General features: G+C 39.4%; 13 protein-coding genes. 10 read left to right on the top strand and 3 right to left on the bottom strand.

What is annotated here, in order from left to right:
- Nucleotides 1-46 precede the first annotated feature (46 nt).
- The 9 genes from I6E82_RS00550 to tldD all read left to right on the top strand — a co-directional run bounded on the left by I6E82_RS00550 (nt 47) and on the right by tldD (nt 12,759).
- A complete protein-coding gene (locus I6E82_RS00550) occupies nt 47-2,095 on the top strand; it encodes an SUMF1/EgtB/PvdO family nonheme iron enzyme (RefSeq protein WP_165735290.1) in 2,049 nt (682 codons plus the stop codon).
- Between the two features lie 134 nt (nt 2,096-2,229).
- Complete coding sequence (locus I6E82_RS00555) at nt 2,230-3,273, top strand: rod shape-determining protein (RefSeq protein WP_007586338.1); 1,044 nt, start codon at nt 2,230-2,232, stop codon at nt 3,271-3,273.
- Nucleotides 3,273-4,115 (top strand): rod shape-determining protein MreC, encoded by an 843-nt coding sequence (gene mreC, locus I6E82_RS00560; protein WP_193371825.1) that lies wholly within the window; start codon nt 3,273-3,275, stop codon nt 4,113-4,115. Before I6E82_RS00555 ends, mreC begins: the two co-directional genes overlap by 1 nt.
- Entirely contained in the window at nt 4,108-4,587 is a 480-nt protein-coding gene (gene mreD / locus I6E82_RS00565) for a rod shape-determining protein MreD (protein WP_007586341.1), read from the top strand. The genes mreC and mreD overlap by 8 nt, the downstream gene beginning before the upstream one ends.
- Complete coding sequence (locus tag I6E82_RS00570; protein ID WP_007586343.1) at nt 4,587-5,156, top strand: Maf family protein; 570 nt, start codon at nt 4,587-4,589, stop codon at nt 5,154-5,156. Before mreD ends, I6E82_RS00570 begins: the two co-directional genes overlap by 1 nt.
- Before the next feature lies 1 nt (nt 5,157).
- Entirely contained in the window at nt 5,158-6,630 is a 1,473-nt protein-coding gene (rng, locus tag I6E82_RS00575; RefSeq protein ID WP_007586345.1) for a ribonuclease G, read from the top strand.
- Complete coding sequence (locus I6E82_RS00580) at nt 6,630-10,487, top strand: YhdP family protein (protein ID WP_197116350.1); 3,858 nt, start codon at nt 6,630-6,632, stop codon at nt 10,485-10,487. Before rng ends, I6E82_RS00580 begins: the two co-directional genes overlap by 1 nt.
- On the top strand, nt 10,484-11,323 hold the full coding sequence (locus I6E82_RS00585) for a carbon-nitrogen hydrolase family protein (RefSeq protein WP_197116352.1): 840 nt from the start codon (nt 10,484-10,486) through the stop codon (nt 11,321-11,323). The genes I6E82_RS00580 and I6E82_RS00585 overlap by 4 nt, the downstream gene beginning before the upstream one ends.
- Nucleotides 11,320-12,759, top strand: a complete 1,440-nt coding sequence (tldD, locus tag I6E82_RS00590; protein ID WP_024589854.1) for a metalloprotease TldD — start codon at nt 11,320-11,322, stop codon at nt 12,757-12,759. The genes I6E82_RS00585 and tldD overlap by 4 nt, the downstream gene beginning before the upstream one ends.
- A gap of 330 nt (nt 12,760-13,089) precedes the next feature.
- Here tldD and I6E82_RS00595 read toward each other — a convergent pair whose 3' ends face one another.
- The 3 genes from I6E82_RS00595 to gorA form a co-directional block, all read right to left on the bottom strand.
- On the bottom strand, nt 13,090-13,926 hold the full coding sequence (locus tag I6E82_RS00595; protein ID WP_024594472.1) for a mechanosensitive ion channel family protein: 837 nt from the start codon (nt 13,924-13,926) through the stop codon (nt 13,090-13,092).
- Nucleotides 13,927-14,033: 107 nt separating this feature from the next.
- Nucleotides 14,034-14,666, bottom strand: a complete 633-nt coding sequence (locus I6E82_RS00600) for a hypothetical protein (protein WP_197116353.1) — start codon at nt 14,664-14,666, stop codon at nt 14,034-14,036.
- 264 nt (nt 14,667-14,930) lie between these two features.
- A complete protein-coding gene (gene gorA / locus I6E82_RS00605; protein ID WP_197116355.1) occupies nt 14,931-16,292 on the bottom strand; it encodes a glutathione-disulfide reductase in 1,362 nt (453 codons plus the stop codon).
- Nucleotides 16,293-16,370: 78 nt separating this feature from the next.
- Here gorA and I6E82_RS00610 point away from each other — a divergent pair, with 78 nt between their 5' ends.
- Nucleotides 16,371-17,045, top strand: coding sequence for a DUF2461 domain-containing protein (locus tag I6E82_RS00610; protein ID WP_197116356.1), 675 nt, complete (start codon nt 16,371-16,373; stop codon nt 17,043-17,045).
- Nucleotides 17,046-17,089: the final 44 nt, after the last annotated feature.

Raw genomic sequence — 17,089 nt, forward strand, 5'->3', positions numbered from 1 at the left:
AAAATAATAACGACCAAATAATTGCCGCTTTTTGGGACTGGAATATATGCGAATTACTCCTTTATCTCTGTTAATTTCAGCTAGTTTGTTAGCTAGTAGTGCATTTGCACAAGACACAGCTACAGTGACTGGAATTGACTCAGAGATTAGTGTTAAACAGACAGAATACGATAACTCGACAAGAATACTTGAAAAACATCTTAAAGAAGAAAGTCAGTTACAAAATCAATTAGAGCTACTTCGTTCTCGTTCTACAGAGCTAGATAAAGAAAAAAACCAAGCGCTCGATGCGATGAACGAAATGTACCGTCGTTTAATTGACGATCCCACTATTAATATTAGTGCGGCTCAATCACGCTATCAAAAAGCGGTGATTGATCATAAGCAAAATAAAGATGACATTTCTATGCAGTTGGCGGCAATTGCATCCCACCGTAAAGATATAGAACAAATTCGTGTTGCTAAGCATACGCTTTTAAATACATTAGAAAGTTTAAAAGAGCAGTTAACTACAGCCCGCGTAGAGCGTTTACGTAACGAGTTTACACGTGAAGGTACGCTTGAGGTTAACCACACTATTAACTGTAAGCGAACAGAAACGCTAGCAGCATGTGAGCAACGCGGTCAGCAAATGGGTCTACAAAAAGCAACTAAACGCTTTGTTGATCAAATTTTTGCAAATCTAACAGAAGAGCGCATTGTTGAGCCAAAACGTAATTTGGCGGGCGCTCAAGTACAAATATTAAGTAGCCATGTAGTTAACAGTGCATTTAGCGGCCAAGGTAATTACAACGTTAACTTAAGCGTAACTATGCGCGGTGAAGTTAATAGCAGCCGTTTATGTAGCTTATTAAGCATAGATAACCGCTATTGTTCTGAGTACGGCACGCCACTTACGGCTGCTTATCAACCAGCGTATAACAATACATTTACTGATAGTCAGTTAACATTCAGTAATAGCGCGGATAATAGCAACACAGTGTCGGTTTCTCGTTTAAATGAGCAGCCAGTACGTGATTATTCAGTTAAACCTGCATTGGTGAAAAAAGATTACCCTTCTATCCTTAATAAGAAGAAGGATCAATCGGTAGAGCTAACATTACGATCAAACGTATACGACGATGAAGTGTTTATCGATGGTGTAAGCTTTGGCTCAACACGCTTGATTACACGTTTACCGCCGGGCATTCATAACATTGAAATACGTAAACTTGGTTATAAACCTTATCAAGCACGTGTTGATTTGAATAAAGCGCAAACAATTAATGCAAATTTAGTAAAAAAGCCTAAGTCGATTGCTGCACCGACCTATACTCGAGAGCAACCAGAAGTAACAACACGCCAGGTTAGTGAAAACGTTAATGTATTAAATGCAAACGTTGAAACGCCAGTTGTCGTTATTCCTGCAGGCAAATTTAAAATGGGCGATATTAACGGCAATGGTTTAGCTAATGAACGTCCAGTAATTGAAAAAGTAATAGCAAATTCTTTCGCTATGCAAAGTAAAGAAGTAACCGTGGGGGCCTACGAAAAGTTTGTAGCAAATACAGGTTATAAAACTCAAGCGGAAAAAAATAAAGGGTGTGCGTATTATTTAAATGGCGAACCAGTATGGGAAGCAAATTTAAATTGGCGTAATCCTGGTTTTGAGCAAGGCAGTGACTTTCCTGCTGTATGTTTAACTTATAACGATGCAAAAGCTTACGCTGAGTGGTTATCTGGTCAAACAGGACAGCAATTTCGTTTACCTAACGAAGTTGAGTGGGAATACGCAGCACGCGCAGGAACTGAAACAGAATACCCTTGGGGTAACGAAATTGGTAAAAACCTAGCTAACTGTGGTTGGTGTGGTAGTGAATGGTCAAACAGACGTGCATCACCAGTAGGTTCTTTTTCTCCAAATGCATTTGGATTATACGATACCGTAGGCAATGTATGGGAATGGACCGATAAAGAATCAGGTGAGTCTGATGTAGCAGTAAGAGGCGGAGCGTGGAACTTTGCACCAAGCCTTGCTCGTGCATCTACGCGTTTAATTTTAGCGCCTGATTTTAGATCTAACTACATTGGTTTTCGCTTAGTTCGCGAACGATAAAACTCAATTAAGGAAGCTTTGCTTCCTTTTTTCACAAATTCACAAAGGCGCTGCGCTTTATATTGCTCATATAGTTGAGCATGTTAAAGTGAGGCAGCTAATATAAGAACGTATTTCAAAGGTCATCCAGCCTCATGTTTAAAAAACTCCGTGGTATTTTTTCTAACGATCTATCGATCGACTTGGGTACAGCCAATACCCTAATTTATGTAAAAGACGAAGGCATTGTATTAAATGAACCTTCTGTTGTTGCTATCCGCCAAGAGCGTGCTGGTGGACCTAAAAGTGTTGCATCTGTAGGTACAGAAGCAAAGCTTATGTTAGGTCGTACACCGGGTAATATAAAAGCGATTCGTCCAATGAAAGACGGTGTTATTGCTGACTTTTTTGTAACAGAAAAAATGTTACAACACTTCATTAAACAAGTGCATAACAATAACTTTATGCGTCCAAGTCCGCGTGTACTAATTTGTGTACCGTGTGGTGCTACTCAAGTAGAAAAACGTGCAATACGTGAATCTGCAATGGGTGCAGGTGCTCGTGAAGTTTACTTAATTGAAGAACCAATGGCAGCAGCTATTGGCGCAGGCTTACCAGTATCAGAAGCAACCGGTTCTATGGTTGTTGATATTGGTGGTGGTACAACTGAAGTTGCTATTATTTCACTTAACGGCGTTGTTTACTCATCATCTGTTCGTATTGGTGGTGATAAGTTTGACGAAGCTATCATTAATTATGTACGCCGTAACTTTGGTAGCTTAATTGGTGAAGCGACAGCTGAAAATATTAAGCATCAAATTGGTTCTGCGTTTAAAACTGATGAGCCAATCGAAATTGAAGTGCGCGGTCGTAACCTTGCTGAAGGTGTTCCGCGTTCATTCACACTTAACTCACACGAAATCCTAGAAGCTCTACAAGAGCCATTAATGGGTATTGTGAGTGCAGTAATGGTTGCGCTTGAGCAATCACCACCAGAGCTGGCATCAGATATTTCTGCGCACGGTATGGTACTTACTGGCGGTGGCGCATTGTTAAAAGATTTAGACCGTTTATTAATGGAAGAAACGGGTATTCCGGTTGTTGTTGCTGATGATCCACTTACATGTGTTGCACGTGGTGGTGGTAAAGCACTTGAAATGATCGATGTTCATGGTGGTGACGTTTTTAGTTACGACTAATGAAATTAATGTTTGGACGCACAGTCTCTTTGCAACTGCGACTTTTTGTCGCAGTGCTTTTGAGTATCGCACTCATTGTTGGAGACAGATATACGCAAGGTGGTACCGTTGTTCGTACCAGCCTCAATACCTTAGTTAGCCCACTAATTTATGTTGCTAATTTACCCTACGAATTATTTAGCTTAAGTGCTAAAAGCCTGCATACGCGAGAGCAACTTCTTACTGAAAACGAAGCGCTGAAAAAAAAGCAAATGCTACAAAGCGAGCAACTTCAGCAGTATCAATTTCTAGCCAGAGAAAATCAAAAACTACGCGCCTTATTAGGCTCATCTGCAAAACAATCAAATCGTAAAATTATTGCTCAAGTACTTTCTGTGCATTCAAATCCGTATAGCCATCAAGTTGTTATAAATCGTGGTACCACCGATGGACTTAGTGAAAGCCAAGCCGTAATTGATGAGATGGGTGTAGTAGGGCAATTAACTAAAGTAGGGTCAACTACGTCACGCGTATTACTCATGACCGACACTACGCATGCCACACCTGTGCGTATACTGCGTAACGATGTACGAACGGTTGTTGAGGGCATAGGTAAAATTAACGTCGTTAAGCTCTCTCACGTTCCGCACAGCTTAGATGTGCGAATTGGCGATGTACTTGTTACATCAGGATTAGGTGGCACATTCCCAGAGGGATACCCGGTGGCTGTAGTAACCGAAATAAATCGTGATGAAGGCCGCCCGTTTGCACAAGTTTTTGCAGAACCTATTGCGCAATTAGATCGGATTCGTTTGCTGGTTATTTTATGGCGTAATCAACAGGAGCAAATCAGCGATGATTAACCGTTATTCATTGTTAATTGCGCTAAGCATCTTTTTTGCGTTAATAATGGCATTAATGCCGCTCCCTTTTTCGTTTGAACCATTTAGACCTGACTGGGTTTTACTTGTACTTATGTATTGGTCGTTGGCAGTACCGCATCGTTTAAATATTGGTACTGCTTGGGTTGTTGGTTTATTAATAGATTTAGCATCTGGCTCACCGCTAGGTGTGAACTCGCTTACATTTTCAATATGTATATTTGTAACCGCGAGCAACTTTCAAAAAATTCGTAACTTTTCGCTTTGGCAACAAAGCTTATTAATTGGTTTGTTTTTAACGCTGTATCATTTAATGCAGTTTTGGCTAAATCACTTTTTGTTAGGGGTTTACTTTAATCCACAGTATTTATGGCCAGTAGCAACCGGAATGGTTAGTTGGTTTTGGGTGTTTTTACTACTTCGTAAATATCGCAGACATTTTAGGATCAGGTAATGACTACCGCAGTATATTTGGCATCAGCCTCTCCCCGTCGTAAAGAGTTATTAAGCCAATTAGGTGTCGAATTTACACAATTTAGTGTTGATGCAGATGAAAGCCCACTTCCAAACGAGCAACCTAGAGCACTTGTTGAGCGTTTAGCTCGCTTGAAAGCCCAAAGCGGTGTAGAGCTTGGATATACTGATCGCCCTGTACTTGGTAGTGATACCGTGGTTGTTATCGATAATGAATCACTGGGTAAACCTCGTGATAAAAACGATTTTATACACACATTAAAACGTTTATCAGGTAACACACATCAAGTACTTACCGCAGTAGCATTTGCGACGCAAAATGATGTGCTTAGCTGTGTTGTAAGCACAGATGTCACCTTTAAAACTTTAACTGATGAAGAAATAAATACCTACTGGGATTCTAATGAGCCACAAGATAAAGCCGGTGGCTACGGTATCCAAGGTTTAGGTGGTCGCTTTGTAACTCACATTGCGGGTAGCTATTTTTCTGTTGTAGGCTTACCTTTATATGAAACCGAACAATTATTAAAAACATTCTTAAGAAGGTAACATGAGTACAGAATTACTGATCAATGTCACACCGAGCGAAAGCCGTGTTGCCCTAATAGAAAACGGTGTACTGCAAGAAATACAGCTAGAGCGAATTGGTAATCTAGGTATTGTAGGCAATATTTACCTAGGAAAAATAAGCCGTGTACTTCCGGGTATGCAGGCTGCTTTTGTTGATATCGGCCTTGAAAAAGCGGCATTTTTGCATGCATCCGATATTGTAAATAGTGCCTCTATTGTTGAAGGCGTAGACGACGTACCAATAAAAAAAGTACAAGATATTAGAGAGTTAGTTCGTCAAGGCCAATACATTATGGTGCAAGTGGTAAAAGATCCGCTAGGCACTAAAGGTGCAAGACTCACCACTGATATAACTATTCCTTCTCGCTATTTAGTGTTTATGCCAGATGCGACCCATGTAGGGGTTAGTCAGCGTATTGAAACTGAAGAAGAGCGCTCACGCCTTAAAAAAATAGTCGCAGAATATGGCGATGAAAATGGCAGCTTTATTGTACGTACAGCAGCCGAAGGCGCTAGCGAAGCAGAATTACGACACGATGCCGGTTTTTTAAGAAAACTGTGGGAAAAAATTACAGCTCGTCGCAAAAAAACCAGTAAGGCCAGCATCCTTCACGAAGATTTAACGCTTGCCTTTAGAACCCTACGTGACTATGTAGGCGAAGATATGGAACGCATTCGCGTTGACTCTAAACTTACTCATGAAGAGCTAAAGTTATTTACTGAAGAATTTGTTCCACAACTGTCTCAAGTACTCGAATACTATCCAGGTGAGCGACCTATATTTGATTTGTTTGACGTTGAAAACGAAATTCAAAAAGCACTACATCGTAAAGTCACACTAAAATCTGGTGGTTATATAATTATTGACCAAACAGAAGCAATGACGACTGTTGATGTTAATACTGGTGCATTTGTGGGACATCGTAATTTAGAAGAAACAATTTTTAATACCAACGTAGAAGCAACCTCTGCAATTGCTCGCCAGCTTAGGCTGCGTAATTTAGGCGGTATTATCATTATCGACTTTATCGATATGGTAAGTGAGGATCATAAGCGCCGAGTATTACATTCACTTGAATCAGCACTTGCAAAAGATCGCACTAAAACAAATATCAATGGGCTTTCAGCACTTGGGCTTGTTGAAATGACGCGTAAACGTACACGCGAAAGCTTAGAGCATATTTTATGTGATGTATGTCCTGCGTGTTCTGGTCGTGGTTCACAAAAAACAGTTGAAACGGTTTGCTACGAAATACTACGTGAAATAGTGCGTGTTAACCGAGCATACGCTGCCGATAAGTTTATGGTGTACGCAGCGCCTGCTGTGAGCGAAGCCTTACTAAACGATGAGTACCATAACCTTGCCGAGCTTGAACTATTTATTGGTAAGCAAGTCAATATTCAAACAGAGAGCTTATACAGCCAAGAACAGTTTGATGTGGTAATGATGTAATGAAAGCAAAAGCGGTCTGTTTTTTTTGTTTTAGAAAGTTATGGCAGACTTGCGCCATAATTTTGGTATTACTGGCCGTTATTGTTTCAATTTTAAAATATACCCTCCCGTATGCAAACGAATACAAAGGGAATATAGAAAGCTATTTACACGAAAAGTTTGAAATAAGCTTATCTATAGGTGAAATATCAGCAAGTTGGCAGGGCAGTGGTCCTGCATTAGTATTAGAGAATTTATCGTTTAAAGATAACGAAACTGCACCAATATCACTCACCATTGCTAAAACCAGCTTAGAGCTAAACTTATGGGAAAGCTTAAAAGCGCTGCAACTTAGATCTAATTATTTTGTTATTAATGGTTTTCATACCAGTGTAAATATTACCAACTTATTTAAAACCGGTGACAACGACGAAGTCTCTTTTGAGCAAAAAGAGCTAATTGAAGAACTGTTTTTGGGTAAAACGGGTCATTTTGCAATAGAAAATTCCAGTATTAACTTTGTTCTAGAAGACGGTAAAGAGCGTAAGTTACTCCTCAAAAATATTGTTTGGCAAAATGAAGATGAGCAGCATCTTGGTAGTGGGAGCTTAGCATTGCCGGGTATTTCGGTCGGTGATTTTGATGCGCGCATAGCACTTACTGGCGATACCCTAGAGCAAGTTGCGGGCGACATTTATGTGCAGGCTAACAAAGTCGATGTATCTAACTGGTTAGCGCAATATATAAATACGCAAAAGCAACAACTGCATAGCGATATTAATTTACAAGCGTGGCTAAAACTAGATAAAGGTTTTGTAAGCGATATAAAAATGCAGTGGCTACCAAGCTTTGTGCGTTGGCAGCGAGAAGAGCAAAGCCAACAAGTTAGTTTGAGTGAAGGTGGCTTTCACTTATACCCAGATCAAAATAGCTGGCACTTAAAAAGCACAGGTTTAACATTTAATAGTAACGATAAAGCATGGCCAAGTTTAGAGTTTGAAGCTCAACTAGGGCCAAAAAATGAAGTGTGGCTCCATCAAGTTGATTTTGAATTACTGAGTAACCTAGCAGGGCTAAGTAATTTTAATGCACTTGAACCATTTTTAGAGCGCCAACCTAGTGGGCAAATAGATCAAGCTTATTTAAATTTCTCTAATGCACAGCAATGGCAATTATGGTTTGAGGCTGACAATATTGGCTGGCAAGAATTAAGGTCGGTACCTGCAGCACAAGGACTTAGAGTAAATGGTTTACTTAATCAAAGTAGTGGTCGAATAAATTTATTTGGTGAAAATGGCACATTAGTTACAGGTGAAAGCTTTAGTAACGACATAAATTATAATCAGCTAAATGTAGAGCTAGATTTAGCTAAGCGAGATGATGGATGGCATATAAGTAGTGACAATATATGGTTTGATAATGATGAAGTTACTGTTGCTGCAGAATTACAAATTAGTCTAACAGATGATCCTCGATTAGATCTTTACGCTGAAGCCTTCGCCCCAGATGCCAAAATTGCAGGTCATTACTTCCCATTAAAAGCAATGAGCCCTGAGCTCGTTAGCTATTTAAATGGGGCAATTAAAGGCGGAGAAGTATCTAAAGCACAAGTCTTATTTGCAGGTCCTTTATCTGGTTTTCCATTCACCGATGGTAGTGGCCAGTTTGGTGTATTAGCGAAAATAGACAACGCAACCTATGAGTTTGATCCTGATTGGCCTTTGGTCACCAATGCCGATGTACAGCTACATTTTGATAATGAGCGTATGGACATATATAGCCAGCAAGGTAAGTTGGTTAATTTAGATATTGGTAATAGTGTACAGGTAAGCATTGCAGATTTAATGCATGCTGATGAACTTATTGTGCAAATTGATAAAAAAGCACAAATGGAAAAGTTACATGATTTTTTTGCAGCGACACCTATTGCCAAACCTCTTGCTGAAATTTTTAAAGTTGTGCAGGGCAAAGGCGAAGCCGATGCCAGTATTGAGCTTTTAGTAGGCTCAAAATTTAAAGGTGGAGCCAGTGTTAGCGGCAAGGTTAATTTAAATGACTTGCCAGTATTTATAGCAACACCAGGTATTGAGTTTAAAAACTTAACTGGCGAACTTAATTTTAAAAACGACAATATCACACTTAAAAATGCGACTGCGAAATGGTTGGGCATGCCGCTAACTATTAATTACAGCAGTAAAAGTGATGCAAAAAATTACCAAGCAAACATAGATATAAACGCCAAAATTGACGCCGATACACTAATAGATAGTGGACAAGGTATATTAAAAAATTATTTAAGCGGGCAAAGTGATGTTGATATTGGCTTAGTACTTAATTTTGAAGAACAAGGTTTTAATTACCGTGCACAGGTAAACTCAGAACTACTTGGTTTAACAAGTAATCTACCTGCACCTTATAATAAAAATAGTGAACAAGTGTGGGCGCTTGATGCAATAGTACAAGGTGATGACATTTCTAATCTCATTACAGCAAACGCTAATCAACAGTTTTACTTTAATGCTATTTTAGAAAATGGTAAATCACAGTTTAGCAATGTCCATTTTGTGCTCGGAAAACAAGATTTAGGATTAAACCAAAAAGATTTAAGCGTAAATATAAATCTAGAACAGAGTGAATTAGTGCCTTGGTTTGATCTGATTGATCAAATAATTAAAGCGGGTAAAGCAAACCCAGATCAAGAATCAAAAGGGATTATGCCACCGCTTAATGAGGTGGTCGCAAATATAGGTTTACTTGATGCGAGTAACATCATTTTTAATGATTTTGAAATGCGTTTAGCACCATCAAAAGACGATTTATACCTAAAGCTAAATGCTAAAGAACTTAGAGCTGGGGTTTTTATTCCTACATCACAGCCTAGCCAGCCCATACGAATTAATGCCGATTACTTAAGGCTTAATTTTGCACCGCACAATGAGCAAGCACTTGAAATAACAGATGTACTTCCTGAGAAAGACTTGAGCTGGCTTACTAAAATACCTGCTATTGAGTTTGAATGTAGTGATTGCAAAATTGACCGCTACCAACTTGATAAAGTGAGTGCGTCATTATTAGGTGATGGAGAGCGTTTATCAATATCAGAACTTGTAGTCGATAAAGGCGATCATGTACTGCGCACTAAAGGGCAGTGGCAAAATGGATTAACAACGCTAAGTGGCGAGCTTAAAAGTGATGACATAGGCGCACTGTTTGGTGAGTTTGATATAACCTCCGCGATTAAAGATTCAAAAGCCGATCTAAATTATGATCTTACTTGGCAAGCAGCACCTTATGATTTTGATGTGAAAAGTTTAAGTGGCGAGATAGCTTGGGATTTAGGAGAAGGTCACTTAACTGAAGTTAGCGATGGCGGGGCACGCGTATTTTCGTTACTGAGCCTTGATTCATTAGTACGCAAGCTGAAACTTGATTTTAGAGATGTATTTTCAAAGGGCTTTTTTTATAACAGCATGCAAGGCACTATGCAGTTAGAAAACGGTATTGCTTACACTAAAGATACCAAAATGGACGGCGTACCCGCCGATTTAACCATTAAAGGTTATGCAAATTTAAACACGCTTGATATAGATTATGATCTTGCTGTAGCGCCGCAGGTAACCTCGAGTATTCCGGTTATAGTTGCATGGATGGTAAACCCAGTAACAGGGCTTGCTGCCTTAGCAATTGATAAAGTTATTCATTCTGCGCGCGTCATCTCAGAGATCAACTTTAAAGTAACGGGTAAAATGAACGATCCTATTGTTCAAGAACTCGACAGAAAAAGTCGTGAAGTTACGCTTCCTCAAGCTGCGCAAAATCAGCCACAAGCATCAGTCGATTTAAAACTTAAAGATGCTCAAGTAACAGTAACGCAATGAACAAAACAGCAAGCATAAGCACACCCACAATAGTTGCCCTACAAATGTGTTCAGGGCTAAACCCTGATGACAACATAGCAAGCTTAAAGCGCGCACTTAAAACCCTCCCAACAACGAGGCCATTACTTGTTTGTTTGCCTGAGGCTTTTTTAGTGTTTAGTAAAAGCGGCAACGACACGTTACGTGTTGCTAAGCAAGTTGAGCGATACAAACTACAACTTAGTGAATTGTGCCAACACCATAATATTTGGTTAAATGCAGGGACAATGCCTGAGCCATTTAACGAACATAAATATTATGCAGCATCGCACTTATATAATAATCAAGGCGAGCTGGTTGCAACGTATAACAAAATACATTTATTTGATGTAAACGTAGATGATCAAACAGGTAGCTATCGAGAGTCAGATTTTACCCAAGCAGGTAGCGATGTGGTTGTTGTTGATTCTCCCTTTGGTAAAATAGGCTTAACAGTATGTTATGATCTGCGCTTTAGTGGCTTATTCAACGAACTAGTACGCCAAGGCGCCGATATTATTTTAGTACCCAGTGCATTTACAGTCGTCACAGGACAAGCGCATTGGCAGCCATTATTAGCAGCTCGCGCAATAGAAACACAATGTTATGTAGTTGCAGCAGCTCAGTACGGTACACATGAAAATGGCCGACAAACATATGGCCACAGTATTATTATTTCACCTTGGGGAAGTATCCTGAGTGAATTGCCAACAGGCACCGGTTTTATAAGCTGCAACGCAGATTTAGACCAGTTACAAAAAATTAGACGAGATATGCCCGTGCATTCTCATCAACGATTTAGAGAGCATTTATTATGAATTCGGTTGAACAGCATTTACTACACGACAGCCAGCTAAATAGAGAAGAGCTCGAAAAAACGCTCGCTTACATACATCAGCATAAAGTGGATTACGCCGATTTATATTTTCAATCTAGCCACCACGAATCATGGGTGCTTGAAGATGGCTTAGTTAAAGAAGGCTCTTATAACGTTGAACGTGGAGTTGGTGTACGTGCTGTAAGCGGCGAAAAAACAGGTTTTTCTTACTCTGATGCAATAAATCTTGAAGCACTTAATAAAGCGGCTACAGCGGCTCGTAGCATCGCAGATGCTGGCGAAGATAGAGCGATTAAAGTATTTAGTGATGTTAAAGCTAAAGAGCAGTTTGCACCGCATCAGCCAATTTCGAGTATGAGCGATACCGACAAGGTGAGTTTATTACGCGAACTTGAAAACTATATTCGTGAACTAGCACCCGATGCAGAGCAAGTAATTAGTTCAATGTCGGCGGTTTACGAAGAAGTATTAATCGCAGCAAGTGACGGTACGTTTGCCACCGATATTCGCCCGCTTATTCGTTTAAACTGCTCAGTGCTGCTTGAAAAAAATGGTCGCCGTGAACGCGGTGGCGCAGGTGGTGGTGCACGTTTAGATTATGGTTACTTTAAAGAACTTGTTGATGGTAAACCACGTTGGATGGAATTTGCTGAAGAAGCTGTACGCCAAGCTAAAGTAAATCTTGAAGCTATTGATGCACCTGCAGGCACGATGGAAGTTGTACTTGGTAATGGTTGGCCTGGCGTGCTTTTACACGAAGCAGTAGGGCATGGACTTGAAGGCGACTTTAACCGCAAAGGCGCGTCTGCGTTTAGTGGTAAAGTGGGCCAAAAAGTAGCATCTGAGCTGTGTACTGTTGTTGATGATGGCACCATGGCCGATCGCCGTGGGTCACTTAATGTGGATGATGAAGGCACACCAGCCGCTTACAACGTACTCATCGAAAACGGTATTTTAAAAGGCTATATGCAAGATAAGCTAAACGCGCGTTTAATGGGTGTAAATCCTACTGGTAACGCACGTCGTGAGTCTTATGCGCATTTACCAATGCCTCGCATGACTAACACCTACATGTTAGGTGGTGAGCACAGCCAAGCCGATATTATCAGCTCAGTTAAAAAAGGGGTATTCGCGCCTAACTTTGGCGGCGGACAAGTTGATATAACCTCAGGTAAGTTTGTATTTAGCGCATCAGAAGCGTATTTAATCGAAAATGGTAAAATTACCCAACCAATTAAAGGCGCAACGCTTATTGGTAATGGCCCAGAAGTAATGCAGCAAATATCTATGGTTGGTAACGACTTAGCGCTTGATAAAGGTGTTGGTGTTTGTGGTAAAGATGGTCAAAGCGTACCGGTAGGCGTAGGCCAACCAAGCCTTAAAATTGATCAGTTAACAGTCGGTGGTACAGCTTAAGTATTACTCAAGCGCGAAGTGAATTCGCACCTACGTGCTTGATGTTTATTGTAGGTGAGGTTTTACACTTCGCTTTTTACGTTTAAGCTGGGCTCTATGCGCGAAGTAAATTCGCTATATGCTTGATGTTTATTGTAGGTGAGGTTTTACACCTCGCTTTTTAAATATACGCTCACGTAATAGAGCGCGAAATAAATTCGCACCTACGATTTGCATTCTTACTTTGGGTAGGTGAGGTTTTACACCTCGCTTTTTAAATACAGACTTAGAAATAGAGCGCGAAATAAATTCGCACCTACGATTTGTATTTTTACTTTGTGTAGGCGAGGTTTATGCTTCTCCTTCATCCTCTTTATTTTTTTCAGCCTCTTTATACCATAATGCAAAAAAGCACTCTGTTAATTTGTGCTCTATTTCAAGCGCTTTTTCTGTAGGACAAAACAAGGTAAAGCTTGCTTTAAATTCACCTAAATCAGTTGTACCAAAGTGAATTACTGGCTCCGGGCCAGATATTTTTGCATCAAGTTTGCGCTCAATCATCGAATTATAACGGCTTGCTACTTCTTGAAACTCTTCGCAATACAGCTTAGCTTGCTCAGTTAATGTGTCGTGAATAGGGTACGGATTAAAGCTCTCTCTTCGGACAATAATAAAATGATGTGTAACAAAGCGTTTTACAAAGTTTAAGTTTTTAATAGAGCTGGTAATCAGCTTATTATTTGGTATGTATATGGTCTTTCTCGAAAATTGATAAGTATGTATATCAATTTCATGCATGGTTGTTTTTATCCAATCCGTTTCAGCTACTTCACCAAAGTAATCACCAACTTGTATCCAATCACCGACTCTAAACGGGCGGGTTGTTACGAGGTAAAAAAAGCCTATTACACACTGAATAAACTCACGCGTTGCAAGCACAATCGCTACAGCAAAAGCAGCAATAGAAAGTGCAAAGTTTTGAATTTCGGTAGACCACACAAATAGCAGCGATATCATCATTACAAAATTAATAAAATGCTTAATATTGTGTGCGATGTAACGAATATCTTTTTCTTTTTTTTCTGCGCGATTTTTAGCCAGCTTATCAACAAGTACTTTTAGTACAAATGCAATTGTGATCATTACAATTGAAAGAAGAAACGGATGCAGCAATATATCTTTAGTCATAATATCCAATTAAACGCGAGTTGATAAAAACAGGCTCAGTATATTGATTTATTAAACCAATTAGCAAATTTAGTGCAAAAAAAGTAACCAATAAAAATGGAGAAACGCTATTGAGTTACTTCATCAGTGCAATGTCTGTGATTTTTAGCCATTCTTTTTCGGCATATGAGTACAAGCTCAATGGCTGAAATAAAGATTAGAGTATAGCCAAGCGTTTCTATACCCTCTTCAACAATGTTTTTTACTGCACGTACGTAGTCATCGCCCATTACTGAATGCCAAAATGCGCCTTTGCCCATCATTCGCGAAAATGCGAGTAAAGTAACCATGCCTGATAAGCAAATTCCATAACTAGGAGTGAGGCTATAGGCTTTTAAAGAGTTAAAAATACTTCCTCTGTTTGTTATTAAATAAACAAACACGCCAGCTAAAATTGAATAGACGATACTTTGCCAAGCGCCATCAAAAAAGTATAAGTCGAGGTAGGTATCAAACTCTCTTACAAACATCATTGCCGATAACGCAGCAAGTAATACTGCCGGTATTTTGAGTTGAAAGTTAATTCGCGAAGCATAGAAAAACAAAATACAGCTTAAAAAAGTTAAAACATCTTGCATATGTTCAGTAAGAGTTTCTTCACTGTAAAGTGCATACTGTTTTAATTCAAAGCCTTCAAGTTGAATTAAATGAGCAACACCCGCTAGACACAGTAAGTAAATAAATGACCGTAGTAAAAACATAAAAAACCAAGAGAAACTATAAATGCGCGAGATTCTAATTGTAAAAATGCCTTAAAGCCAAAACAAAATTTAAACTTTTAATATTTTTATCGGTCTAATATTTTTACTGTTAAAATAATAGCTTAGATATTCATTTAATGTTGAATGGATGTTTTTAATGTGACGTTTTAAGTGGTTTGTTGTGCAAAATATAACAAGCATTAAAAAGCCCTTACTATTTACTTAGTAAGGGCTTTTTATAATTGAGAACTTAGAGTTTAGCGCCTAGCGCATCGTTACAAATTCTTCCGAGCCTGTCGGGTGAATCGCAACAACGGCATCAAAATCAGCTTTAGTTGCGCCCATTTTCATGGCAACGGCAAAACCTTGAATCATTTCATCAATCGCAAAACCAATACCATGTAGGCCAACTACTTTTTCGTCTGGGCCGGCACATACAAGTTTCATTTTACAAGGCTGGCGATGTTTAGTTACCGCTGTGTACATAGCCGTAAAACCAGATTGGTAAATTTTAACGTTTTCTTCGCCGTACTGAGAAATAGCTTCTTGCTCAGTTAAACCAATAGTACCAATCGGTGGATGACTAAATACAACAGTAGGAACTAGGCTGTAATCCATTTTTAAATCATCTGGTAGTTCTTTATTAAATAAACGCTCAGATAAAGTACGGCCTGCTTTTACTGCTACCGGTGTAAGTTCAATACCATTTTCGATTATATCGCCAACCGCGTATACATTTTTAGCTGTGGTATTTTGATACTCATCAACTTTTACAAAACCACTGCTGTTTACTTCTACGCCCGCTGCTGCAACGTTAATAGCATTGGTTGTTGGCTCGCGGCCAATGGCCCAAATAACTTGATCAACGTTATGAGTTTTGCCGTTATCTAAATGCAGTGTTACAGAGCCATCATCTTCTTTTACCAATTTATTTGGTACAGATTCTGTATGAAGAGTAGGGCCTTCGGCAGCCATTACTTCAACAAGCGTATCTACAATATATGGGTCAAAACTACGAAGTGGTGCATGCTTACGTACAAATAAATGTGTCTCAGTACCTAAACCATGTAATACACCAGCAAGCTCAACGGCTATGTAGCCTGCGCCTATTACTGCAACGCGTTTAGGTTGCTCTTTTAATTCAAAAAAGCCATTTGAATCAATACCGTGTTCAGCACCTTCAATGTGCGGAATGCTTGGGCGGCCGCCTACTGCAATTAATATATGATCGGCTGTGTAGTGCTCGCCGTTTACTTCAACTGTTTTATTATCTACAAATTTAGCAAAGCCTTTAATTACAGTAACGCCATTGCTAGCAAGGCCACTGTCGTAACCTTTATGAATTCGGCCTATGTAGGCTTCGCGGCTTTCTACTAACTTGCTCCAATCAAAGCCTTTAACTTCAACATTAAAGCCGTAATCTGGGGCATATAAATTAATTGCTTCGGCAACCTGAGCACCGTGCCACATTACTTTTTTAGGTACGCAGCCTACGTTTACACACGTGCCGCCCATGTGTTTTGCTTCTATAAGTGCTACTTTAGCGCCACGCATTGCCGCTCTATTTGCAGAGGCAATACCACCACTGCCACCACCGATTGCAATATAATCAAAGTGTTGTGTCATTTTATGTCCTTAGGCGTTGAGTTTTATGCGCATTAGCATAACATTAAGTTTTAAAAATAAAGAGTGTTTAGGTGACCTATGTTTAGTAAAAAAACATTCGAATTTCTTGCCCAGCTTGATCAAAACAATAATAGAGACTGGTTTAACGACCATAAATCACAGTATGAGGAATACGTAAGAGAGCCCGCTTTAGATTTCATTAGGCAAATGCAAACACCACTTGCTGAAGTTTCTAGCCATTTTGTCGCATCAGATAAAAAAGTGGGCGGTAGTTTAATGAGAATCCATAAAGACGCGCGTTTTAGCAAAGATAAAACCCCATATAAAATTAATGTAGGAATTCAATTTCGCCATTTTATGGGAAAAGACGTACACGCCCCGGGTTTTTACTTCCACTTAGCAAATGACGAATGTTTTGTAGGTGCTGGTATTTGGCGACCAGAATCAAAGGCGCTTAACGCAATTAGAACCTGCATAGATGAAAACCCAAATAGCTATAAAAAAGCAATTTATGATGAGCAATTTAAATCTATATTTGAAATGTCAGGAGAATCGCTAAAACGCCCACCAAGAGGTTTTGAAAAAGAGCACCCCTTAATAGATGAGCTCAAACGAAAAGACTTTATAGCCATTAGCCCACTTACTCAAAAGCAAATATGCAGTAATAACCTAGTTGATACGGTGTTAGAGCGTTATAAAGTGGCTGATTCACTAATAGGTTATTTGTGTTTTGCTCTGGAGCAACCCTATTAAAATTACACAACTTAAAAGCAGTTGAGTTGTTTTTTTACTTTTAG

The sequence above is a fragment of the Pseudoalteromonas sp. NZS11 genome, from assembly GCF_015864765.1.
In the GTDB taxonomy this organism is placed as follows: Bacteria; Pseudomonadota; Gammaproteobacteria; order Enterobacterales; family Alteromonadaceae; genus Pseudoalteromonas; species Pseudoalteromonas arctica.